23 protein-coding genes are annotated in these 22957 nt (G+C 34.6%); 15 read left to right on the forward strand and 8 right to left on the reverse strand.

The window, feature by feature from the left end; translation table 11 throughout:
• The 3 genes from NZ579_06265 to NZ579_06275 all read left to right on the forward strand — a co-directional run.
• The coding region (locus NZ579_06265) for a hypothetical protein (protein MCS7299539.1) at nucleotides 1–376 on the forward strand (376 nt) is incomplete at its 5' end.
• 122 nt (nucleotides 377–498) lie between these two features.
• Complete coding sequence (locus NZ579_06270) at nucleotides 499–768, forward strand: hypothetical protein (protein ID MCS7299540.1); 270 nt, start codon at nucleotides 499–501, stop codon at nucleotides 766–768.
• A 26-nt stretch (nucleotides 769–794) separates the two neighbouring features.
• A complete protein-coding gene (locus tag NZ579_06275) occupies nucleotides 795–1289 on the forward strand; it encodes a hypothetical protein (protein MCS7299541.1) in 495 nt (164 codons plus the stop codon).
• Between the two features lie 44 nt (nucleotides 1290–1333).
• On the opposite strand, the gene NZ579_06280 is transcribed toward NZ579_06275, so the two are convergent.
• Nucleotides 1334–1948: a tetratricopeptide repeat protein gene (locus NZ579_06280; protein MCS7299542.1), complete on the reverse strand. Its 615-nt coding sequence runs from the start codon at nucleotides 1946–1948 to the stop codon at nucleotides 1334–1336.
• A gap of 268 nt (nucleotides 1949–2216) precedes the next feature.
• Between NZ579_06280 and NZ579_06285 the strand changes: the two genes are divergently transcribed.
• Nucleotides 2217–3008: a T9SS type A sorting domain-containing protein gene (locus NZ579_06285; GenBank protein ID MCS7299543.1), complete on the forward strand. Its 792-nt coding sequence runs from the start codon at nucleotides 2217–2219 to the stop codon at nucleotides 3006–3008.
• Nucleotide 3009: 1 nt separating this feature from the next.
• Entirely contained in the window at nucleotides 3010–4521 is a 1512-nt protein-coding gene (locus tag NZ579_06290; GenBank protein MCS7299544.1) for a BatA domain-containing protein, read from the forward strand.
• A 60-nt stretch (nucleotides 4522–4581) separates the two neighbouring features.
• Here the strand turns inward: NZ579_06290 and NZ579_06295 are convergent, their stop codons facing one another.
• Nucleotides 4582–4845 carry a hypothetical protein gene (locus NZ579_06295; GenBank protein MCS7299545.1) on the reverse strand — a complete coding sequence of 88 codons (264 nt, stop codon included), beginning with the start codon at nucleotides 4843–4845 and terminating at the stop codon, nucleotides 4582–4584.
• Nucleotide 4846: 1 nt separating this feature from the next.
• A complete protein-coding gene (locus NZ579_06300; GenBank protein ID MCS7299546.1) occupies nucleotides 4847–5986 on the reverse strand; it encodes a GGDEF domain-containing protein in 1140 nt (379 codons plus the stop codon).
• A 234-nt stretch (nucleotides 5987–6220) separates the two neighbouring features.
• Between NZ579_06300 and dprA the strand changes: the two genes are divergently transcribed.
• A complete protein-coding gene (gene dprA / locus NZ579_06305) occupies nucleotides 6221–7303 on the forward strand; it encodes a DNA-processing protein DprA (protein ID MCS7299547.1) in 1083 nt (360 codons plus the stop codon).
• Here dprA and NZ579_06310 read toward each other — a convergent pair.
• Entirely contained in the window at nucleotides 7293–7949 is a 657-nt protein-coding gene (locus NZ579_06310) for a hypothetical protein (GenBank protein ID MCS7299548.1), read from the reverse strand. The two genes, dprA and NZ579_06310, sit on opposite strands and share 11 nt — an antisense overlap.
• 116 nt (nucleotides 7950–8065) lie before the next feature.
• Here NZ579_06310 and NZ579_06315 point away from each other — a divergent pair, with 116 nt between their 5' ends.
• From NZ579_06315 to NZ579_06325, 3 genes are read left to right on the forward strand one after another with little or no spacing between them, the layout of a single operon-like run.
• Nucleotides 8066–9007 (forward strand): hypothetical protein, encoded by a 942-nt coding sequence (locus NZ579_06315; GenBank protein MCS7299549.1) that lies wholly within the window; start codon nucleotides 8066–8068, stop codon nucleotides 9005–9007.
• On the forward strand, nucleotides 8998–11718 hold the full coding sequence (locus NZ579_06320) for a GreA/GreB family elongation factor (GenBank protein MCS7299550.1): 2721 nt from the start codon (nucleotides 8998–9000) through the stop codon (nucleotides 11716–11718). The genes NZ579_06315 and NZ579_06320 overlap by 10 nt, the downstream gene beginning before the upstream one ends.
• Nucleotides 11718–12908, forward strand: coding sequence for an ATP-binding protein (locus NZ579_06325; protein MCS7299551.1), 1191 nt, complete (start codon nucleotides 11718–11720; stop codon nucleotides 12906–12908). Before NZ579_06320 ends, NZ579_06325 begins: the two co-directional genes overlap by 1 nt.
• Before the next feature lie 9 nt (nucleotides 12909–12917).
• Here the strand turns inward: NZ579_06325 and NZ579_06330 are convergent, their stop codons facing one another.
• Complete coding sequence (locus tag NZ579_06330; GenBank protein ID MCS7299552.1) at nucleotides 12918–13793, reverse strand: MlaD family protein; 876 nt, start codon at nucleotides 13791–13793, stop codon at nucleotides 12918–12920.
• Nucleotides 13794–13956: 163 nt separating this feature from the next.
• Between NZ579_06330 and NZ579_06335 the strand changes: the two genes are divergently transcribed.
• Nucleotides 13957–15000, forward strand: coding sequence for an ATP-dependent 6-phosphofructokinase (locus NZ579_06335; GenBank protein MCS7299553.1), 1044 nt, complete (start codon nucleotides 13957–13959; stop codon nucleotides 14998–15000).
• Between the two features lie 5 nt (nucleotides 15001–15005).
• Nucleotides 15006–15629, forward strand: a complete 624-nt coding sequence (locus NZ579_06340) for a hypothetical protein (GenBank protein ID MCS7299554.1) — start codon at nucleotides 15006–15008, stop codon at nucleotides 15627–15629.
• 31 nt (nucleotides 15630–15660) lie between these two features.
• Here NZ579_06340 and NZ579_06345 read toward each other — a convergent pair whose 3' ends face one another.
• The gene (locus NZ579_06345; GenBank protein ID MCS7299555.1) at nucleotides 15661–16419 is read right to left on the reverse strand and encodes an enoyl-ACP reductase; all 759 of its coding nucleotides are present in this window, start codon (nucleotides 16417–16419) and stop codon (nucleotides 15661–15663) included.
• A 284-nt stretch (nucleotides 16420–16703) separates the two neighbouring features.
• On the opposite strand from NZ579_06345, the gene NZ579_06350 reads away from it, so the two are divergent.
• Nucleotides 16704–17729, forward strand: coding sequence for an FAD:protein FMN transferase (locus NZ579_06350; GenBank protein MCS7299556.1), 1026 nt, complete (start codon nucleotides 16704–16706; stop codon nucleotides 17727–17729).
• Here the strand turns inward: NZ579_06350 and NZ579_06355 are convergent, their stop codons facing one another.
• On the reverse strand, nucleotides 17730–19709 hold the full coding sequence (locus NZ579_06355) for a hypothetical protein (GenBank protein MCS7299557.1): 1980 nt from the start codon (nucleotides 19707–19709) through the stop codon (nucleotides 17730–17732).
• Between the two features lie 118 nt (nucleotides 19710–19827).
• Between NZ579_06355 and NZ579_06360 the strand changes: the two genes are divergently transcribed.
• Both NZ579_06360 and NZ579_06365 read left to right on the forward strand, forming a co-directional pair.
• Nucleotides 19828–20163 carry an STAS domain-containing protein gene (locus NZ579_06360; protein MCS7299558.1) on the forward strand — a complete coding sequence of 112 codons (336 nt, stop codon included), beginning with the start codon at nucleotides 19828–19830 and terminating at the stop codon, nucleotides 20161–20163.
• A gap of 3 nt (nucleotides 20164–20166) precedes the next feature.
• Nucleotides 20167–20796 (forward strand): phosphatase PAP2 family protein, encoded by a 630-nt coding sequence (locus NZ579_06365; protein ID MCS7299559.1) that lies wholly within the window; start codon nucleotides 20167–20169, stop codon nucleotides 20794–20796.
• Here the strand turns inward: NZ579_06365 and flgF are convergent.
• A complete protein-coding gene (gene flgF / locus NZ579_06370) occupies nucleotides 20729–21589 on the reverse strand; it encodes a flagellar basal-body rod protein FlgF (GenBank protein ID MCS7299560.1) in 861 nt (286 codons plus the stop codon). The genes NZ579_06365 and flgF overlap by 68 nt on opposite strands.
• A 277-nt stretch (nucleotides 21590–21866) precedes the next feature.
• Here flgF and NZ579_06375 point away from each other — a divergent pair, with 277 nt between their 5' ends.
• Nucleotides 21867–22874 (forward strand): arabinogalactan endo-1,4-beta-galactosidase, encoded by a 1008-nt coding sequence (locus NZ579_06375; protein MCS7299561.1) that lies wholly within the window; start codon nucleotides 21867–21869, stop codon nucleotides 22872–22874.
• The last annotated feature ends 83 nt before the right edge of the window (nucleotides 22875–22957 follow it).

The raw sequence follows: 22957 nt of genomic DNA on the forward strand, positions 1-22957 counted from the left end.
ACTTTATATGGAGTATCAGTTGTTTGCTAGTCTTGTGAAGCATAAGTTTGAGTTTAAGATCATACTTTCCAAGGAACTTGATTACCTGGTTTTCGGAATAAATCCTGTATATGAGCTTCAAGTAGATTATTATGATATACCTAAACACGAGCTTAAGCTGATTGATGGACTATCGTTGAAGATAACCGAAGGTATCCTGTTAGGCGCTGAAAGTGAGTTTAAGTATGAGATCAAGGGTAATCAGTCCAAAAGTATTTTCTCTGTTGGACCGACGCTATCGGTGGGTAGTTCTACAATATGGTTGAATACGGGAGTCTTGTTTAACTTGATTGATAATGCCATGAAATTAAGGTTTCTGTTGAGTTTCTATCTTTAGGATTAACATTACCCCCTTCCTGCTAACTTTGAGGAGGGGGACATTTCTATAAATGTATTTAAATTTCTGTTACACTTCACCAGAGTTTGTAGTTTATCAAATCGCTGTTTGAAAATGCTCTTATGATACTATACGGAATAAATCCTATTCTAGAAGCAATGAATTCAAAGTATAAGGAATTGATAACCCAAATAATGATTGATAAAGACTCCGATAACAAGAGGTTGAAACTAATTGTAAAAACTGCTCAACAGCTTTGTATCAAGGTTAGAACGCTTAACAAGAATGTAATATCAAACATAACCAAAACATCCTCTCATCAAGGGGTTGCTTTTGAAGTTGAGAGAATACTGGCTCCAGTTCATTTTTTCTTGACTTTTATGGATTATTGATATATACTATTGGTTATGGAGGATTTATGAGGAAATTATTAAACTTTGTTATTGCTATCGTAATGATAGCACTATTTAGCAACTTTTCTTTTTCAGAGACAGTTCAAGAGATTGAGAGTATCTTAATGAACCATGTGGAAACAGGCTACAAGTTTGTTAAGAAACTAGGAAATGGATCTTGGAAAGTTAATTTAACAACTTCCAGCGGGTATTCAAAAGATGTGTATGTTTATGTGAGCTTCAACAAGAACAACCCAGATTTTGATATAGTTTATGTTTATACAGGAATAAGAACATACACAGATGATGAATTACAAAAGTCTTTCAATAGCTTAGTGAGTGCATTGCAGAGGAACTCTGCTCCTTCAGAGTGGGGAACCTTCTCATTATACAAAGATAAAGGGACATGGTATCTTGACTATAACGTGAAGCTTAGAAGAGTTTATGCTGATGAGACACACCTTATGAACGCAATAGGTTGGGTAGTTGGTGCAAGTAGTGTTTACGAAGAACAATTCTAGACTGTTTCCTGGCTATTTGTGAAGGGGGATTTATGTTCCTCTTTCTAGTTTAAGTTTTTAGCCTTTGTAAATAATTTTTCTGCCTTATCATTCAATCCCTCTTTCTTGTATTTGTTGCCTAATTTCACATAAATACTTCTGAGTTCTGATTTGAATATCTTTTCGTCAAAGTCTCCCCAAACAGGTGATGAAAGAAATTTCTCACCTACACTCATGGCCTCTTCCAACCTACCAACATTCTCAAGAGAGTTCATCAACCTAAAATACACAAAAGCGGAGTTAGTTAGACTAGAAAGCCTATCATAAACTATAACTGCGTTGTTATACTTCTTCTGCTTGTAATATATGTTGCCTATTATTGAAAGTGTTATTATGTTGTTATCTTCTTCCAGAGTTAGAGATATAGATAAGTATTTTAATGCCTCGTCAAGGTTATTCTTTCGGTAGTGGCAGAGACCTATCATCCTGTAGGGAAGTGGGTCCAATGCATTCAATTCGTAAGCCTTCGTGAAGTTTTCAATCGCTCTATCATATTCACCCATTTTGTAGAATGACATTCCTTCGGAGATGTATGTTGAATATAGACTCCTTGCAAATGCTTCAAGCCTACTCAAATTCAAAAACGCAGAGACCGCTAGCAAAATTAAAACTACTCTCATATATCTAAATTATAAAACAGGTTGAAGCAGGGTGAGTATCTTAGACTCAATGAATTCCGATTTTAATTAGACTACTAGAGACGAGCATAGATTTTGTCTGTTTACTCTCTTTCGTTATAGACAGGGGTTTGGTAGTTTCAAAATTTGGCTAATGATAAATTTTAGGTTTTAATTGTTTTGGACTTTAGCAATTTCAGAAGTGGATAATTCCGTGATAGCAATCTTGATTCATTTTAAGTTTTTACGAAAATTTTAGTATAATATTACTATGAAATTTGGAGTTCAAACGCTTGTAGTTATTGTATCAATGATTCTAATCTCATCTGTCTATCCATTTGTGATGACGAATAATATACTAACAATAGACTTCTCTCCTTCAACAACTAATCTGATATATGACAGATTTAATGTATCAATACTACCTCCCCCAAATTCCTCTTTGGTTTTAGGATCTGCTAATGCTAGTTTCAAGGTAACAAACATAATAATAAACAAGTCTAAAATGGAACGATTCCAAACGATGTTTATAAGCGTGAATTTATCACCATCAACAACGGTTGAGGGACTGATAATGGATGGAACAAGAGGGACAATCATAACTAATTTCCAACTTACATCTTCTAAGAAGAATTATTTCTTTGATTTACTCAATATAGTGCCAAGTATGGTTAGTAATATATACTTAGTGTTCTATTCGTCATCATATTCTCCTATTGGAGGGCACTTTTATATCATATCCATTACGAAGCAAGTTTCACTTGAAAAGGAAGTTCCTGAGAATGAAGTAAGTGTTTATCCTAATCCGCTCTTACTTGCGAACGACAATTTAAAGATCGGTATAAACCTTCCAAACCCTTCTCGTATATCACTGGCAATCTTTGATAGTGTAGGTAATATTGTAAAAACAATAGTTAGAGATAATCTGTTTGAGGAAGGTATTCATGTTTTTGAATGGGATGGTAAAGATGATAGAGGAAAGGAAGTTTCTTCTGGTAAGTATGTGGTATTTTTGAAAACTGAAAGATCTCAAAGTTCTAGGACATTTATCGTTATAAGATAATATGATTGAGGTGATTAACCCATTCCTTTGGGGACTTGCCTTCTCTCTTATACCAATTTTTATATACGTCTACAAACTAATAACCAGAAAAACATTCATACTTCCTACACTAAAGGTAATAAAGGAAGAAAAAAAATCGCTAGGCTTTAATCTGAATATAGAGATTCTCAAGATGCTACTTAGGGCTTTAATAATAACACTTATCGTTTTTATATTCTCACAACCTATCATATCTAATGTTCAGGATGAAGAGAAATCAAATCTTATTCTGATTGATACAACTTACAGTTCAAGAAACAACTTCTACTCCTACACAAGATACCTAAAAGAATACCTATCTTCACTACCTCAAGAGGAAGAAATTATCATACTTGACACATCTGGTATTGAGATATCGGGGATTAGGGATGAAGTAAAAGAGAAGTTGAGGTTGTATCTTCCAAGGGTATCTAAGATTGATAGCAAGTTTCTAAAAAGAGTGAAAGAATTATCTAGCAGCAAGAGAATTATTGTTTTAACTGATGGTCAGGAGAGTTTTGTTAAATCTGTCAAAGATTTAGGTATTCAAAACTTTCAAATTGTGAAGTTTCCTTACTCTATACCTTATGGAACTATTAGGTTTTCAATTTGGAATAGGGTTGGTAGGATTGTGGATGTTAAGTATGAGATAGTTACGAAGGAAGAATGTCTAGCAGAGATAGTTCTACTATCAGCAAACAGGTCAAAATTACTATTCTCGTCAAAGGTTGAAGGAAAGAGGGTAGGGGAGGTTAGTGTTGAAGGGGGTAATGGTCTTGCATTTATAAAAGGTATATTAATTTCTTCACACAAAACTAACGAGTTTATAGAACCTATATACTTCTTTGATGAGAGAGTAGAGATAGTTTCTTCAGAGAGAATTACTAACTTGGAAGTTGCTTTTAGGTCGTTAGGTTTTGAGATAGCGAGAAATTCAGAGGTGAAACTTATAATTGCAAAGTATCTAAATAGCGATCTATTAAGAAACTCAATACTTATTCCATCAGGCTACGATGCTAAATTTCTTGTAAGAGGTCAGAACATATTCTCTAGTCCTAATCAGGATAGAAGCATTAAGATGGTAGATTACTTTTCAACGATGTCAATAATATCATTCACTAACCTTAACCTACCAAATGAAATTGAGTTTTATGGCTTTAATGGAACACCTGTTGTAGCATACGATAGCAGGAATAATAACCTGATACTTCTGGGACTTTTAAACTATCAAGACCCAAGCTTACCTTGGTTTGTTAAAGAGCTTACTGAACTATTTTTGGTTGGAACGAAATATAGTTTTGAAGATAATATGCTACATAGCATTGAGACTAATATTACTGGTGTAAATGTTAAGTATTTGATCGCCAAAACTCCTGAAGATGAGATTTCGGGATTAGTTGAGAATATTTCAGGTCAAGTATCAGATAGGATTAGTTTGGGATTGGTTGTATTTATACTATTGGTTGGAGTTATGGTATTGGAGAGAGTAATATGATTCTTTAGGATCGGATTTCGCAATTTAGATTGGGGGTTTTGAAATTATTTAAGATACAAGCTACTTCCAAATATCTACATCTATACCTAGAGTGTTTTTAGAGTAGAAATGTATAATGCCTCTTTTCATCTCTTTGGGGTCAATATCTTCCTGAAATATTATCTTTATCTTATCAAACACATAAGTTATGAACGGGTGAATATTGTTTATATTTAATTCTTTATTATTTGATTTGTGTATTAGATCGTTATACAAATCCTTTGCTTTTTGGTCGCTTTTAATAAGTTTTTCTATGGATTCTGAAATTTCCCTGTATGAAACCATATTATAATTCTCTTATTTGGATTAGAGACATATTTGGTGAAAAGACTGTCACTCTGTTTCTACCTGTCTTTTTGGAGTTGTAGAGTGCAGTGTCTGCTTTTAGGAATAGTTGTCTGAATAGGTCTATTTCCGATTTTGCGTTAGATATTTCATCTTGAGATATTTCAGCAATTCCTATGCTTGGTGTTATTTTTATTGAGATAGTATCACTAACACTGAATAACTCTGAATTAAGTTTATCTCTTATCCTTGAACATATAAGATAAGCACCGTTTGCATCAGTGGATGGAAAAGCAGATATAAACTCATCGCCACCATACCTAGCGACAATATCTGATGATCTTTTGATTTCTTGTCTTATAACCTTTGAGAAGAATTTTAGAGCCTCATCTCCAACGCTATGACCATAAGTATCGTTTATATTCTTAAAGTGATCTAGGTCCATAATTGCTAGTGAGAAATTTGTCTTGAACTTCATAACTTTCATCATCTCTTCCAGAACGAGGTTTTTAAAATAGTGAATGTTGTATAGACCCGTGAGATTATCGTGGATTGCACTGTTGAATAATTGCGCATTAGTAAATATCGCTGAAGCAATGTTGGAGATTATTGAAAGACTGGAGATATCCCCTTCCGAGAATGTATGTTTTTTTCTATTACTCTTCTTCAGAAGTTCAATTACATACTCAACTCTATCTTCTAGTATTACAGGAACTTGAATTATTGAAGATGGTGAAACTTTCGTTATACTCGCTAGGACAGAACTTTTTATTGACTCATCCTCAAACAGTGTAGGAATTTTTCTCTTTATTGTAGTTTCAAGTGTTATTCCTTCAAAACTATCTGGTTGTATCTTGCCTGAAACAGATGAGAAATCCTTGTCTATTATTCTGTTGCTCTTGTACTGAAATATCTCAGTAAATTCAGGTTCGCTTTCCTTTATTTCTATCAATCCACCAGATTCTGAGTTGGTTGCTTCTATCATGAACCTTACCATCATCACTTTTAGTATTTCTACTTCTCTAAGGTCAAGTAGTTTGAGAAATTCGGAAAACTCGTTTATTATCTTGATGGATTTATCCAAATCTCTAAAGAGAGTCTTAAATCTATTTCTACTAGGTATGTCCTTCTCAAGAGGCATTCTTGAGGAATATTTTGAAACACTTGATTACCTTTTTCAACAAAACGAAAATATTACAATGAATCCTAGGGGTTTCTTGGAGTAGTATTTGACAACTTACAAGAGTGATGTTTCAGAGGTTATACTGTGTTTGCTTCAGTTTTCTTTATGTTGCTCTCAAATTTTAGAATTTGTTATAGAATTGTTTTTGTACTTTGTAATAAAATTTAACTTATGAATGTTTAATAGTATGGTATGAAAAGTGAGGAGATAATATTTCTAAATCTTCTAGGTATTGGGTTCAAGAGGTACTCTTACATAAAGCAGAATTTTGGATCAATTACTAATATCCCTTCATCTTATTATGAGGAGGTATCAAGGATTCTAAAGATAGACAAGGAGATATTAGAAAAATCAGGTAAAGGTCTAATTGAAGATAAAGTTAAAAATCTTTTGAAGGACAACCAAAAATTTGGAATAGGGGTTGTGACTATTGAAGATGATGTTTATCCTTTAAGACTGAAAGATTTACCTGACAGACCTATTTTGCTTTACTACAAGGGTGATATAAAGATTCTCAACTCAAGTGTGAGTTGTGCAATCGTGGGGACGAGAAGAAATGACGAACTAGGCAAGGTATACACTAAAAATCTTGTTGATATGTTAGTTAGTAACAGTGTGTTGGTAGTAAGTGGATTGGCAAGAGGTATAGACATAATAGCACATCGCAGAGTTATAGAAAGGAGAGGGCAAACCGTTGCAGTCTTGGCAAACGGTTTGGATCAGGTTTATCCACCAGAGCACAAAAAGGAGTTTCTAGAGATTTCTGAAAATGGGTGTTTAGTATCAGAGTATCCTATAGGAGTAAGACCTCTCAAGAGGAATTTCTTTATAAGGAACCGCATAGTAAGTGGTCTTTCGGATGTAGTAGTTGTAGTCCAAGCACCGGAAAAGTCTGGAGCGATGATAACTGCAAAGTATGCTTTGAAACAGAAAAGAACACTTTTTGCCATACCTGGCAACATTGAAAATCCATTACATAGAGGATGTAATATTCTAATGAGGGAAGGTGCCATACCTTTGATAGATTACAAAGATGTTCTAGAGGAATTAGGCTACAAAAGTGTTCAGACTAACTTATTTCATACAGGTGATCATAGTCTGTCCGAGGAGGAAAAGTTTATATACTCATTGATAACAAAGAATGTAACGATTGATGAGATTTCAGAAATCACTGGTATGCCAGTAAGTTCTGTATACCCGATACTTCTCTCTCTTGAGGTTAAAGGACTTATATTACAAAATGTTGGTGGAACGTTCTCTAGAGTTATTTCGTAGCATTGCCAATCTCTTTAACGAAGTTGATATATTTTATAGCAGTTTCTTTTATGAGGTTAAATTTGTTATCGTTCATCCACTCTCTTTTGACAACTTCTCCACCTAATCCTATCACATCCGCACCAGCGGATAGAAAATCTCTTACTGCTTCAATACTCATACCACCACTGGCTAGAACTTTAATGAAAGGAAGAGGACCACTCTTGAGAGCATGTATAAATTTAGGACCTAGAACACTTGCTGGAAAGATTTTTACAAAATCTACTCCTCTTCTGTAGTTTTGTATTATCTCCGTTGGAGTAAAACCTCCCATGAATACTACCTTATCACTAGGTATCTCTTCAAGTATCTCAAAGTTCTGAGTTGGATTTACTATAAAATCAGGATCTCCTTCCATTGATTTTTTTGCTATCTCTCTGTCAAGCACGGTTCCAGCACCAACTAGTATCTCACTCCCTTCAACTAAGGACTTCGCTTTTCTTATCGCAAGGTGAAAGTCTCTTACAGTTGATGTAAATTCAATAACTCTAGCACCACTCTCAACAAGAGTTTCAAACGCTTTCATAGCAAGACTTAAGTCTTCGGTTCGTATTATGAAGAGTGTCTTTTCTTCTAGTATTATTTCTACCTTTTTTAACTTATCCATACTAACAAAATATTGAAAGAAAATACTTGAAAGTTTCACCAGACTTAAAATTCCTATCATGAGTGTTAAGGAATTGAATAGAAAACTTTGGTAATTTTCGTATATAATTCTACTTAATGAATTATACATCCGTTTATGGGCTTATTAGGTCTGGTAAAATAACCGAAGCATTGAGAACTTTTGAGGAAATGTTAAGGAAGGCTTTTGATGAGGAGTCAGAATGTGGTATTAAGGTTATAAAATATGTTTTGTCAAAGATAAATAAGATAAAAAACATTGGTGATTACCACACCGTTGCAGATACTCTTGTATCCGAATGGAAGAATATAGTATCTTGGATAAATACCAATAACTGTGGAAGATTTTCTGAACTAGTTGATGCTGTAAGATATTATATATTCTACGTTGCTTTGAAATATTATCAAGCAATCATTGAAAATATGGATATTACTTCAAATGTTGTAGATGTTGACTTGATGATAAAGGTGAGTAAGTGCTACAGGGAGATTGGCGAGATTGATAAGTGTATAGAACTGCTTGAAGAAGTCAGACAGTATGACTTGTATGACTCATCAGTTCTTGCGAACCTAGCGGATGCATACTTTGAAATAAGGGACACCGAAGCATCAAAGCTATTTTTCAGAGAGGCATTCTTCTGGGATCCACAGAGGATTGATGTGTTTGATATGAAGTCTATGATCATAAAGAAACTAATCAAGATAGTTATGGATAACGGTTATAGAGGTGAAGAAGTGAGTGAGTGGATACCTATATACGGTGTTATTGAGAATATATTTGATGTAAGGAGAGAGTTATCTCAAGAGGAGGTTAATCTAATACTTGAGAGGGTTAAGTCTATGGAAAGCCAGTATAATTCAAATAGAAATTGGAGAAATATTTTGGAACCTAGACTTTTAAATAGCTATATATGGCTTATTGATTATTACTTCTTACAAGTTGAAGATTATGAAGTTGCAAGAAGTATTGGCAAAATATTACAGAAATTTTCTCCAAACATTTATAGCAAACTAAAGTTGGGGGTTTACAAATGGCTGTGATGGAGTTAGATTATAAAGAAGAGATAATAAAACTCTTCAATGAAGAAAGACTTTCAAAGCATTCTCTTGACGATTACTCAAGAAAGGATCTTGTGAAGATTGAATCTATCGTTGATCAGGCGATCTCTTTGGGTGAGGATAAGGAACTGTTATCACTTTGCGATGAAAATATAAAAGATAACAACAACAGTATCTTTGCGCTATATTCAGCGGGTCTTATACTGCTCAAGAAGGGTTCAATTGATACCTATTATATGCCAGAAGTTCTTTTGAGATTTAGCGAACACAAGAAAGTATCATTGTCTGTTTTCATAGCAGAGAAGATACTATCGTATAGGGAAGAAAAATATGCTCTTAAGTTGCTAGAGGAGTATTACAAAAATGAAAACCGTAAGGACGAACTGATTGACATAAAGGAAAGAATTGTTAGAGTAGATACCAAAGATGCTTACACCGCAAAATCTCTTGCTGAATACTACGAAGAAGAAGGTAATACCAACAAAGCAGTTTATTACTACAAGATTGCTCTTGAGAGGTTTATACAATCAAAGAACTCTACTTCTGCTTCTTTAACATTTGAGAAGCTGATGTCTTTCCATTCGGCTCTTGATGTTAAGTATGTTTTGAATATCTCTTTGAGGATGCTTGATATGATGGCTCATGATAAGATAGGAAAACTTCTTCACAAGTTCGCCATCTACTTCAAGAAGAAGGAAGCCTATGATAAATCACTTGAAATATTGAAGTTCGTAATATCAAGATGCACTCCGAATGACGCTGGCGTCAAGAATGATCTGAGAGAGGTATATGAGTCAATATACCAAAACCACTCTCTTCTTCCAAAATACTTCAACGAATTCGCAGAGTTTATGAAACGAAGACTACACTCAAGCATAAGGGTGAATTACAACGAGATAATAGACAAACTCAACGAGCTTGAGAAGAAGTTGAGGTTTGATGTTGGCGTTTATGTGTATCACAAGAACTTTGGAGTTGGTATTATAACTGACATACAAGATGATTGGTTAGTGATAGACTTCGTTAAGAAAAAGCAACATAGAATGTATAGTAACATTGCATTTTATTCGCTTGATGTCTTGTCTCAAGAGGATATTAGAGTATGGAGAGAGTATAAAAAGGATGAACTTAAAAAACTTATTCAGAATTATTCCCCAGAGGTTATTAAGATGGTGCTTATATCTCTTGGAGGACAAGGTAATGTGAAGGAGATAAAAGAAGTCTTATCTACCATCATTCCAAACGAAGATGTATCAGATTTTTGGAACAAAGTTAGGCATTCCTTAAGTCAAGTGAATGTCATTGTCTCACCTGAGAGTAAAACTACTTATATTTACATAGGTGAGAGGAAGGTAGAAGAGGATATAAAAGAGAAGATAAATAGCCTTCCTACATTTGAGGAGAAAATAAAATTCATTTACAACTTCCTACAGCAGATAGACACACTCAATGTTCCTCAAGCGGTGCCAATAGTTGAATTCCTCACAAACACTGTCTTGGAGTCTCAAAATAAATTTGAGATCATTGAAGCAGGAATTTTACTTACGCTTAAATATTCTGAGACAAGTAGAGAAGTAAGAGAAAAGATAATACATGTGGTTAGTAGTATGAATGCAGATGAAGTAATTGATTTCGTCAAAGCAGTTGAGATGAACGAGGTAAGACGAGGATTATTGAACATAATTAAAACCGTATTCAGTGATTGGACTAATGTGTTTGTTAGAGTTTTCTTCGCTGTTGACACGGTTAGGTTAAACAACTATATCCTTTCAGAACTTGTTAGTTATGACAAGTCTGACGCTATTAGAGATATAGTTGATAAAATAATAAATTCTGTTAAGAGTCCTGCAGGGAATAGGTTCAAAGTATATTCAAAGTTTATGTGGTTTGCTAAAATGGTTTTCCAGAAAGAGTATGACGAAGTTTTCAAAAGCATTGGAGTGAATAAGGTTGATGTTCTTATGACTGTCGCGAACATAATATCTTCTATACAGTATAGTTTTGAAGAGAGAGGAGAGAAAGGTGTATCTAGAAGAATTTACCTAATGGCTAAGGAAGTATTCAGCAACTATCAGGAAATTGAAAGAGTGATATTAGAGTCTGGTAAGGACACCTCGTTTGTCCTACTCTCATACATCCAAGAGTTTGAACTACTTGAGCCAAAAGAACTATCAACATTGAGACAGAAGTTGTATTATAAGCATCCAGACCTCAAGTATATGGAGGATACAAGAGATAGGAGAAGTCCGTATATGATTACCAAATCTGCCTATGAAAAGATAAGGGAAGAATATAATAGACTCCTTAACGAGGAACTACCAAAGATATCAAAAATGGTTTCAACAAACCCAACACCAGAACTCCTTGAGAAGGAAGAAGAACTCAAGGCTATCATTGAGCAACTCTCTAAAGAACTTGTTGAGTATAAGGTTATTAATCCGGACGCTGTCTCAAGGAACTATGTTGATGTTGGTACGAAAGTGGTTCTTAAGTCAAAGAGAACTGGTGAAGAGATTACTTATCATATACTTGGGGATAAGGAAGCAAATGTGGAGAAGAATATAATTTCTTACAGGTCTCCTTTTGGTGTAAAGTTGATTGATAAGGAGGTAGGGGATACTGTCCAGATCAATGTAAAGGGCGTTGATGAGGAGTTTCAAATTAAGTCAATATCTCTTTCAGAGTATGTCTGATGAAAGATGATCTAGGTCAAATACTAAAGAATGCGATTGAAAGAATAGAGAAAATACCTACTACAACTATTTTAAAACTACTTGAGACCCTCAATATTGAGAGAGAAAGATTTCTTGACCTGTTTAACTTTGCCTTGAGAAGAGCGGTGTGTATAGTTGATAAGAATTGCAATCCTTACTACTATAACGATCTATGCCTTAAATGGGGAATAATGTATAGGGATGAAGAAAAAAAGTTAATGTATAATTCTACTTTTTTAGATACTATCAAAAGTGTTATATTTAAAGTGAATGAAGAAAGGTTGAACTATTATAGTGTAAATGTTTCTGTTGGGACTGGAGAAGGTTCTAGTGCTATTCTTGGTGAGAGATTCTTTAGAGTTGAATGTTCTACAAAAAACTTTAGCGAGTTCTTTGTGATCATAAGTGATATAACTTACGAGTCTCTTGAGAGTATCAATAGATATCAAGAAGATTCAATTGCTTCACTGTCCAATGTTGTCTATGGTATTGCTCACGAGATAAAAAACCCTCTTTCGGCGATATACCTACACGCAAATGTTGTTAAGAAGATGATTGAAAAGTCAAAAGTTGATAGGAACTATGTCTCAACCGAGATAAATATAATTCTTTCAGAGATAGATAGACTCAATAGGATTGTGAATGACCTTATGTTCTCCCTAAGACCATACAAGTACAAAGAGAAGTATGAAAATATAAACGACATAGTTAAAGAAGTAGTTGAAGTTTTCTTACCTGAGATGAGAGAGAAGATGATCTCTGTTGAGATTATGAGTGATGAGAGTATTCCTTTGGTTTTATGCGATAGGGATTTAATAAAACAAGTCTTCCAAAACCTCCTTAAAAACTCAATAGAAGCACTTAGTGACAGTGGTGGAAATATATGGGTCAAAACATACTTTCATAGCAGGGTTGATGGAGATTTTGTGGTTGTTGAATTTAAAGACAATGGTGTTGGGATACCTGATGAGATAAAACACAGAATATTTGAACCATTCTTCACAACCAAAGAGAACGGTAACGGACTTGGGCTTAGTATAGTGTATAGGATTATCAAGGCTCATAAAGGATTTATTGATTTTCACTCAAAGAAAAATGAGACTGTTTTTAGAGTGTTTCTACCGGTTTCTGTCGGTGTAAGAGAACTAGGTTATAATAGAAAACAATGAAGATCACACTTACCTAACGAAATCTCTTAATGCAACGGCAATGTCATTTAGATTTCTTGATAGCTTCTCAAGATTACTTATCAAGTTGTTTATGTCTTTGCGATTGTTGTTAATATCACCAGTTATCTGAGATACATCATAAGTTATCTTATCAACATTCTTGAGTATATCTTTAATATCTTCATTTTTAAGAACTACTTCTAGTTCATTAAGAACATCATTGAGTTCCTTTATCATAACTGGTAGATCCTTGCTTACCATGGCATCAACGGATGGAAGTGTTGTTTTATTAAGCCTTGTAATAGAGGTATTAACGCTCTCCAAGATCTCATTCACATTGTTAAGTATCTTCTCCAGGTCACCACCTTCTCCGATATAATCAAGCAGGAATGATGTTATGAGCGATACATTGTTGATTATTCGGTTTATATCTTCCTGTGGTGAATAGTATCCTTTGAGTTTAGAGAGTATCTTGCCTTCGTAGGTATCGGTAGAATATACCAGATCACCTTCTTTAAGGATTGTGCTTTGCTCGCTACCAGGTAGTATTTCAAACTTCCTACCCCCAAGGAGTTCGGAAGTAACAATGAAGAGTGAGTCTTGTCTCATCTTGTTAGTATATTCAGAGTATATGTAGAAGGATACTTTGAATGTATCATCAGACTGTATTGAAATATCTGAAATTTTACCTACAACTGTGCCCTTGTAGAGTATCTTCTTGCCGGGTGTTACATCAGAAGCGCTGTTAAGAATGGTATAGTATCTCACAGATGGTCTGAACCACTCATTTGCACGACCGATGAAAAGGATAAGAATGAAAAACAACACCGCGACTATAACAGAGGTTATTCCTACTACCTTTTCTATCCAACTGAACTTATACATAGGTGAATTATAAAAATTGATTCTGAAGAATTCAAAAACACAATCATAAAAATTCTTTTTGCATCAACTTTACTAAATATCTACAAAACTTCTGGAAACGGATGTTAGATAGAATTCAAGGTATCTAATTGATTAAAATACAATAAAGTTTTGGAGGGTTGGTATGAAGAGAATAGGAATATTAACAGGTGGAGGGGATGCACCCGGTTTGAATGGTGTAATCAAAGGTGCTTATTTAAGGATAAAGAGAGATCTACCTGATGTTGAGATTATAGGACTACTTGAGGGATGGAGAGGACTCCTAGAGAAGAAGTATGTAGTTCTGAAGTATGAGGATGTGAAGGATATACACAAAGAAGGTGGAACTATAATCGGTTCATCTAGAACTAATCCTTACAAGAATGAAGATACTGTCAAGAAGGCTCATCAGAGTTTCAAAGAGCTAGGTTTAGATGCACTTATAGCAATAGGTGGAGAGGATACTCTCGGTGCAGCAAACAAGCTAGCAAAGGATGGTTTTCCTGTTGTAGGAGCACCAAAGACAATTGATAACGATCTTAATGTTACAGACTATACATTCGGTTTTGATACAGCAGTGAATATAGCGATGGAAGCGATTGACAGACTGCATACAACAGCAAAATCACATAGAAGAGTAATGGTGGTTGAGATCATGGGAAGACACGCTGGTTGGATAACTCTTTGGTCTGGAATAGCAGGTGGATCACATATGGTATTGCTACCAGAAGAGGTTACAAAAATAACTGATGTTGCAGAATTTGTAAAGAAGAGACATCAAAAAGGTGAACCATATACAATGATAGCAGTATCAGAAGGTGCTATACTTGATACCGGAGGAGCACCAAACTTCGTTTTTGAGGATGCAAAAACCGATGAATTTGGTCATGTAAGGCTAGGTGGTATCGCAAAACAACTTGCAAAGTATATTGAGGAAACAACGGGTATTGAAACGAGGTATGTAGTATTGGGACATCTACAAAGAGGTGGGGCTCCAACAGCATTTGACAGGATACTATCACTAAGATTTGGTATCAATGTAGGTGAGTTAGTTCTAAAGAGAGATTGGGGGAAAATGGTAGCACTCAGAGGAACAGAGATTGTAGCAGTTCCACTCCAAGAAGCAGTCCAAGAACTTAAAGTGGTTCCAAAGAAAATAATTGATGAACTGAAAAGCATTCTATACTAAATTTAATGAACAGAACGCTAACAACACTTCTGGTTGTTTCTGCGGTCGTATTACTCATTCTGGCACTCCTACTAGGAGTGATAAATGAAGAAAATAGATTACACACCGACTTTGTTAATGCTCTAAAGGACTACGATTACGAAAAAGCAAATCTAATACTGGATAAGATGTCAAACGTTAACATATCAAGATACTATCTTCTCAAGGGGGTCAAGGACCTCCTTGACGGTAATGAAAAGTCAGGTTTATCAAACCTATTTCTATCTTTATCTAACACAAAGTTAGGAGAGAAGGAAATAGCACTTTCAAAACTCCTCATTGGTCAATACTTACTTCTAGAAGTAGGAGATATAAAAGGTATTCAGTTCCTAACAGATGAAGGCTGTCAGAGATACTATAAGGAATATGCTGACTACACGCTTGGTGTCTATAATTTTAACAAAGAGAGTTATGATGAGGCATTGGATTTTCTAATAGGAGTTACTAATGCTAGAGATGAAAAGATGAAAAAAGACACACTACTAAGGTTGTATTTCATAAATATGCTTAAGTCTAACTATGTTGATGAAAGTTTGAAAAAACAACTCTCGGACTTTGAGATTAGTCCAAAAGAATTACTAGGTAATTAGTTGGGCCTAAAACTATAAACATCACATAACACTACATTCCCATTATCTCATACCCAGCATCAACATATATTACTTCACCTGTTATTCCCGATGAAAGGTCGCTTAGCAAAAATAGAGCAGTGTTAGCAACTTCATCTACATCTACATTTCTTTTTAAAGCAGATCTCTTTGGATACTCCTCATACATACTCATAAATCCACTTATGCCTCTCGCTGCGAGAGTTTTTATAGGGCCTGCGGATATGGCGTTACACCTTATACCTCTGGGTCCGAGATCGTAAGCAATATACCTAACACTTGACTCAAGTGCCGCTTTTGCAACACCCATAACATTGTAGTTAGGAACTGCCCTCACAGAACCTAGATATGTCATTGTGATTATTGATCCATTATCGTTTAGGTAGTTTTCTGCTTCTTTGACTATCTTTACAAGAGAGTATGCACTTATGTCTAGTGCTATCTTGAAGGCTTCTCTCGTTGTGTCAATATACCTTCCCTGTAGGGCTTCTCTTGGAGCAAATGCTATGGAATGAACTATAAAGTCAATTTTGCCATACTTTTTGCCGACATACTCAAAAAGTTTGGTAATATCTTCATCTTTTGACACATCACAAGCAAACATATCTGCGTTTATCTCGTTAGCAAGTTCTCTTATTTTATCCTCCTCTCCAAGATAAGATAGAAGTATTTGAGCTCCTTCGGAATGTAAAGTCTTTGAAATACCCCAAGCGATACTCCACTTGTTAGCAACACCAAAAACAACTCCCTTCTTCCCATCCATTATTCCCATAGGCTACCTCCAAAAGTTCCTACAAATGATAGATAAATCTATACCCGCAATTCAACTTTACTGTGGAGTTGAGTGATATCTAGGGGTTGAAGATAATGTTTTAGTGAATGTTTTATTTGGAGAGATAGGATCTTTACTGAAAGACATTAGAATTCGTTTTAGCAGAATATACTTGTTCTTAAATTTCCCCAAAGTATAAGTTCTTTGAAATGTCTTGTTAATTATTTATTATCACAGTCATAGAGAATTAGAAAATACATTGGTATCACAGTAATAATTTACCTATGCTTTTAGTTATGTCTAGGTTTGTTTTGGTTTTAATATTCATACTATATTCGTTTAAAAATCTATTTTCTAACGCAATACAATCTGAACTTTATACTTACAAGAACATCCCGATAGTTGTTAAACTTTCAACAACGAACCGAGATCAATTTCTAGAATTGTCAAAGGAGACTTTTGATATTATAACTAATGAGATATACAATTATTCATACGATACAGGTAGTTATCTTTCAAGAATTACCGAGAGTGCTTATAAGAAACCAACTACTATAAACAATGACTTAAAGAGACTACTAGGTAAGATTTTATACTACAACTCACTTACTAGGTCTATAAGTCCAACAATAGGCTACTTAATAGATATATGGGGTTTTGAAAAGAATGAATTCTATGTTCCAAGTCCGTCGGAGTTATCAAACGCTCTCAAGATTTCATCAACGAGGAACCTAGTGATCTCTGATAGTAGTATAATAATACGAAACAAGAAAACAAAACTATACCTTTCTCCTTTTGCTTCAGGTATTGCTCTTACAAAGGTCAAGGAATTACTTAAGAAAAATAGAATAACGAATGGTTTTATATCTATAGGGAATAATATATCATTGTGTTTAGGTAGCAAGGATCAGCAGGGTTGGAGTGTTGGTATTATGAACCCGCAGAATAGAGTTGAAAATGAAGTATTAATGACAGTAAATGTTTCAAACCTAATGCTATACACTGCAGATGTTTCTGAAAATGCGTTTGTCAGTGGTTTCAAGAGTTATCATTCCATAATAGACCCGAGGACAGGATACCCTGCGGACAATGGAACTATCTCTGTATCTGTTGCCAGTGAGGACCCTGTTGAGGCTATAATCCTCGCAAGAATGTTTCTGGTTATGGGAAAGAGTGGAGGTATGTTATTTGCTGAAAAGTTTAAGATAAAGGCTATTTTCATAACAGTTGAGAACGGCAAGAGAGGTATCTACAAATCCTCCTCGTGGGTAAAGACCTTTGACAGGGACTTAACTAAAAAACAGAATTGATCACTTCTTTTCAATACTATACACATTAGTTCCTGCACGAGACTCAACCCTGACATTATACTTCTTCTTTATATAATCCTCTATTATCTTTCTCTTGCTTATGTTCCACATATTATCATTAGTTCTTACAATTACTATACTACCATCTACCATCTTGAGGGACATATTAGGATATACCCAATCTGGATCTTCCCATTTCTGTGGATTTCTGTAGGTAAGTGGTTTATAACCATTCAAAACAGCAACCTTATTAACATAAATCCATATATCGTAGTCCGTTATTGTTATACCTAGATTGGTTTGTATATGTGTAAGTTCTGGCTCGTATGTATTATCTAGATTTGAGATTATTTCAATAACTTCTCGTTCTTTTTCGGTTAGAAACCAGTTAGATATTTCATCTCTCAAGAGCAAGAACAAAATCCCTGTAGTTAAAACGATCAATACTCCAAGTCCCACTATAGCATGTTTTAGATTGAACCTTGAAATGCCTTTTCTAATACCTTTCGGAGTATCAGAAGAAAGAGTCTCTGAAGAAACTGGTTGTTTCAGGTTTATTGTGCTTTTGCCTTCTCCGAGACCTTGAGCAGCACTGGATTTACTAGAGGAAGATGTTTGTATATCGCTAGATGGGGAAGTTTTAGATGATTTTTCAGCAAGTTTTATTATTTCTTCCTCTTTTTTAGTTCCTTCTAATTTCTCACTCTTGACAATCAGTTTAACTCGTTCGGAGTATGGTAAAGATGATACATACTCGTATAGTGATACAAGTTCTTCTAACCTCTCTCTATCCTTCTTGATTCTTACATTGTCTTTGTCAAACTCTCTATGAACGTCAGAGAGAACCATTTTTTTGTCAAATTTTTCTTTTATTTCGTCTTTCAGTCTTGAGAACTCTAGGTCATAATCATTATCTTCTGGGGATTTGGTGATGAGGTTAGTAGATATGTATTCCACTTTGCCTTTTGAAAAATCTTCTAGCAATATGTATTCAAGGTTTTGAAGCAGGATTACATTTTTGTCAGTGCTACTGCCGAACACTAATTCCTTCTTCACACCTTCTTTACTAACAAGAGGAATACTATACTTACCATCACCTTTCTTTGTCGTTATATTCACATTATTTATGATGTCTATCTTATCACTTATTTCAACAAACTTTATACCTAGATTGAATCTTTTAAAATCTTCGTAAATCTCTTTGTTCGTAAATACTCTCAAACTACTTCTATCATATATGAGTCTTATAGTATCAATTAGTGATATTACATTGTTGCCTACTATACTCCTTACGGTTGTTAGAGGAATAGGTGTTTTCAAGAATTCTTTTTCATCAAACTCATCTGTTGATATCATTATGTCTTTTGATTTGCTTCGTATCACATAATTACCACCTATATTTATGACAACATTAATGGGTAGTATCTCATAGAGCTTTGGTGAAAGTAGATTAAGTATTTTTGATGTAGTTAGGTCGTTAGTCAAAGCAGAAAAAAGGTCAAAGACTTTCTTACCACCAAAGGTTATAGCAAAATTACCATTATCGTAAAGTAAAACATAGGTTTTGTATTTCTCGCTTATTTCCTTTACAACTTCACTGTCTTTTATACCTACTTCATTCCTATCTATCACATTAACATTAATTTTGTGATGTAGGGAGGATGGAAGATACTTTAGTATTACATTGTATATACTACTAGGAAGAATGAAATTGGTATTATACTTATCTTCTTCCATCTGTTCAATCTCCTTACGCAGTGATGATATATAGCCAGGCGCAATCACAACGCTACTAATATCTTTTTTAAACTTTTCTATGTAGTCCGAATAACCAATTCTTAAAAATGGTTTGTCATCAATTGATGAGAAAATAGTAGTTATTATATAGCAATCTCTATCCACTCTAAATACTCTCTTGTTAGGCTCGCTGTTGTAAAGTCTTATAAGTTCAACAAACCTTCTAACTTTATTATCTTCCATAAGTATATCACCTATGAATAAATTATAAAGTAAATTGTTAAATCAAAAAAAATTCAAAGCCCTTATGTTATTTGAAAAATATAATCCGAGTTCGTTATACTAACAAACAGAGGGGTTTATGTATAAGGTTGAAAAGGTTGGTGATGTGGTTGTTGTGAGATTAGAGGGTAGAATTGATGTTCAAGCTGCTCTTGAGTTGGAGAAGCAAGTTAATGATATATTTAACACTAATATAAACAAGATAGTATTTGACTTTGAGAAAGTTCAACACCTTTCAAGTAGTGGAATAAGGGTTCTTATATCCTCTTTGAGAAGAACTACTGCAAACAAGGGCGGTGTGAAACTTTCAAATGTAGAACAATCCATAAGGAAGATACTTAAGTTAGTTGAGCTTGATAGTTTGTTTATGTATTATGACTCTGTTGATGAGGCTGTGAAAGCCTTCAGAGAGTAATAGATGAGTAGAATAAAAAGTATAAGGAGTTCCATATCAAACAAATTTTCAATCATCTTCAAGTTTGACCTTTGGTTTATATCAAAAGTGATCAAAATCAGAAATAAATATCTCACCTTCATTCTTAAATCTATCTCAAGGCTAAGTGACTGGTGGTTTCTTACCATTGTTTCAGTTTTGGTGACAATACTTGTCAGTCTAGAGTTAGGATTAGCATTAGGAATAGCATTGATTATTCAGGTTGTTTTACAAAAAATAATAAAAAATATAGCGACACGCAAGAGACCTTACATAAAATACAGAACCGAAATAAAAAGGCTTATAGTTCCACCAGATAGGTATTCATTCCCATCTGGTCATACCGCAGGTGCTTTCGTTGTGTTCTTCGTTATAAGTAGTTTTTACCTAGAAGTATCAATGATGATACTACCTATAGCAATACTCATAGGTTTCTCAAGGGTTTATCTAGGAGTTCATTATCTTACTGATGTCATTTTTGGTGTCTTACTAGGTTTCATATCAGCGGAATTAGGAAAAATACTAAATAGTTATGTTACTGGCTGGGTTAGGCAGATAATCCCTTACCTACCTCATTCACTGCTCTACCAAGTAAGGTGTCGTGTGTTTGTATAGACTTTGAGTTTGCTTCGTAGGCTCTTTCAGCAGATATCATCCTAACCATTTCAACAACAGGATTTACATTCGCTGTCTCCAAAAAACCTTGATGAACCTTTGGTCGCTTATCACCTTCTAATACCTTCATTTCTCCAGATAGTTCAGTAGTTGTATAGTAAGAGTGCCCTTCTTTCTTAAGGTATCTAGGAAAATCAACATTAACTAACATTATCCTATCAACAACTTCTTGATCCTTAATATCACTCCTGTCGGTAGCGACGAATTCATCAAGAATAGCGGGGTCGTGTGTAGGGTCAATAAGAATATTACCTTGCTTATCAACCTTGAAGTTGCCAATCTTGATCCTAATGTATCCATTCTCACCTAAAACCTTAAAGCCTTCTTTGGTAACAAGGTAGTTATCGTTGCTTATCTTAAAACTACCGTTCCTTGTAAGTTTCAAACCTTCTGGAGTTTCTACTACAAAGAATCCTTCACCTTCAATCGCTAGGTCAAATGCATTCTCAGTTTGCTTAAGCGAACCCTGTTCAAAGATTGTCTGTATCTCATTTACTTCAACACCAGTCCCAAACTTCCCAACAACAGGTGCTTTATCATAAGAACCTAAAGGAAAAGTTACAACACCATTGTCATTCACTCTCCTGGCAAGCATCTCTGGAAACGACTTGAATAAAGTTACCTCTTTCTTATAAGAGGTAGTATTGCTGTTAGCAAGATTATTCGCTATAGTATTCACATTATCAAGTTGTGCTATCATACCTGATGCACTAGTATATATTCCTCTTACCATATTTGACCTCTATCAGAGATTCTCGTAAAAAAAACTACTTCGTTAAGTAATCAGTGTTATTTTTCTGAACGCCGTTTGGATGTATTCTTCTTTACTACATTCTTCTATCCTGAATCAAGAACTAATGTGATGAAACTTACAGAGACTAATGCTGTAGAACCGTTAGAAAACGAATTCGTAAATCAAACTTAAATTATATGAACTTTAAGTTTAATTGAAAATCTCTTTGGAAGTTTTTCTTTTACTAGCACTGAAAAATTGTGTATAATGATAGTATATGAAGGGCTACCATACATTTCTCGTTCTCCTGTTTAGTTTTACCTATCTTAAAGGATATAGTAGTGAATTTTTCAAAGGGGCGGATGTTTCTTGGCTTCCACAGATGGAAGAGACAGGCTTTGTCTTCTACGACTTTGATGGCACAAGAAAGGATGTTCTCACAATACTCAAGGAAAATGGAATGAACATAATACGACTTAGAACCTGGGTTTCACCTTCAAAAGACTCAGTAAATGGATATTGCGGTAAGGATGATACAATCAAGATGGCTATAAGATGTAAAAAGATGGGGTTTGGAGTTATGATAAACTTTCACTATAGTGACTCTTGGGCTGATCCATCAAAACAGAGAAAACCAAAAGACTGGGAAAAACTGACATTCTTACAACTAAAGGATAAAGTTTATGAATACACTTACGACTTTATGGAATCTTTGAAAGAAGAAGGTATATACCCTGAATTCGTTCAGATAGGAAATGAAATCAATGCTGGAATGCTTTGGCCTGATGGAAGTTATAGAAACTTTAGAAAACTTGCAAGTCTCATATCATCGGGAGCGAAAGCAGTGAGAGATGTAAGCCCTAACACGAAGATAGTCATACATCTTGCTAACGGTCATGATAGAGATCTCTTTGTGTGGTTTTTTGAAAACTTAAACCGATATTTCACAGACTATGATGTCATAGGTATGTCATACTACCCATATTGGATAGGGAAGAGTTGGAGAGAGACTATAGGTGCTTTGGTGTCAAATATGAACGAACTCGCGTTAAGGTATGGAAAATATGTGATGGTTGTTGAGACAGGGGGCCCTCACTACGAAGAAGAGGATACTTATGAGATGATAAAAAATCTCATAAGGGAGGTTAGAAATGTTACGAATAAAAAAGGTATTGGTGTTTTGTACTGGGAACCTCAAGGTGCGTTTGTGTGGAGTAGGTACTCTTTAAGTGCTTGGGGTGATGATGGACGACCAAAAAAACCAATAAAAGCGTTTCTATGGTAGTCAATTTGAATTCCATACAAAAACTTCTTATTATTTTCTAATATGAGTTTGAAAATTATATTTTGCAAACTAACATTTACAAC

The organism is Spirochaetota bacterium, assembly GCA_025061835.1.
Taxonomy (GTDB): domain Bacteria; phylum Spirochaetota; class Brevinematia; order DTOW01; family DTOW01; genus SKYB106.

Bases quoted from the DNA above. Each gene is read 5' to 3' on its own strand.
- NZ579_06270 (MCS7299540.1), top strand. From the start codon at position 499: ATGATACTATACGGAATAAATCCTATTCTAGAAGCAATGAATTCAAAG.
- NZ579_06275 (MCS7299541.1), top strand. From the start codon at position 795: ATGAGGAAATTATTAAACTTTGTTATTGCTATCGTAATGATAGCACTA.
- NZ579_06280 (MCS7299542.1), bottom strand. From the start codon at position 1,948: ATGAGAGTAGTTTTAATTTTGCTAGCGGTCTCTGCGTTTTTGAATTTG.
- NZ579_06285 (MCS7299543.1), top strand. From the start codon at position 2,217: ATGAAATTTGGAGTTCAAACGCTTGTAGTTATTGTATCAATGATTCTA.
- NZ579_06290 (MCS7299544.1), top strand. From the start codon at position 3,010: ATGATTGAGGTGATTAACCCATTCCTTTGGGGACTTGCCTTCTCTCTT.
- NZ579_06295 (MCS7299545.1), bottom strand. From the start codon at position 4,845: ATGGTTTCATACAGGGAAATTTCAGAATCCATAGAAAAACTTATTAAA.
- NZ579_06300 (MCS7299546.1), bottom strand. From the start codon at position 5,986: ATGCCTCTTGAGAAGGACATACCTAGTAGAAATAGATTTAAGACTCTC.
- dprA (MCS7299547.1), top strand. From the start codon at position 6,221: ATGAAAAGTGAGGAGATAATATTTCTAAATCTTCTAGGTATTGGGTTC.
- NZ579_06310 (MCS7299548.1), bottom strand. From the start codon at position 7,949: ATGGATAAGTTAAAAAAGGTAGAAATAATACTAGAAGAAAAGACACTC.
- NZ579_06315 (MCS7299549.1), top strand. From the start codon at position 8,066: ATGAATTATACATCCGTTTATGGGCTTATTAGGTCTGGTAAAATAACC.
- NZ579_06320 (MCS7299550.1), top strand. From the start codon at position 8,998: ATGGCTGTGATGGAGTTAGATTATAAAGAAGAGATAATAAAACTCTTC.
- NZ579_06325 (MCS7299551.1), top strand. From the start codon at position 11,718: ATGAAAGATGATCTAGGTCAAATACTAAAGAATGCGATTGAAAGAATA.
- NZ579_06330 (MCS7299552.1), bottom strand. From the start codon at position 13,793: ATGTATAAGTTCAGTTGGATAGAAAAGGTAGTAGGAATAACCTCTGTT.
- NZ579_06335 (MCS7299553.1), top strand. From the start codon at position 13,957: ATGAAGAGAATAGGAATATTAACAGGTGGAGGGGATGCACCCGGTTTG.
- NZ579_06340 (MCS7299554.1), top strand. From the start codon at position 15,006: ATGAACAGAACGCTAACAACACTTCTGGTTGTTTCTGCGGTCGTATTA.
- NZ579_06345 (MCS7299555.1), bottom strand. From the start codon at position 16,419: ATGGGAATAATGGATGGGAAGAAGGGAGTTGTTTTTGGTGTTGCTAAC.
- NZ579_06350 (MCS7299556.1), top strand. From the start codon at position 16,704: ATGCTTTTAGTTATGTCTAGGTTTGTTTTGGTTTTAATATTCATACTA.
- NZ579_06355 (MCS7299557.1), bottom strand. From the start codon at position 19,709: ATGGAAGATAATAAAGTTAGAAGGTTTGTTGAACTTATAAGACTTTAC.
- NZ579_06360 (MCS7299558.1), top strand. From the start codon at position 19,828: ATGTATAAGGTTGAAAAGGTTGGTGATGTGGTTGTTGTGAGATTAGAG.
- NZ579_06365 (MCS7299559.1), top strand. From the start codon at position 20,167: ATGAGTAGAATAAAAAGTATAAGGAGTTCCATATCAAACAAATTTTCA.
- flgF (MCS7299560.1), bottom strand. From the start codon at position 21,589: ATGGTAAGAGGAATATATACTAGTGCATCAGGTATGATAGCACAACTT.
- NZ579_06375 (MCS7299561.1), top strand. From the start codon at position 21,867: ATGAAGGGCTACCATACATTTCTCGTTCTCCTGTTTAGTTTTACCTAT.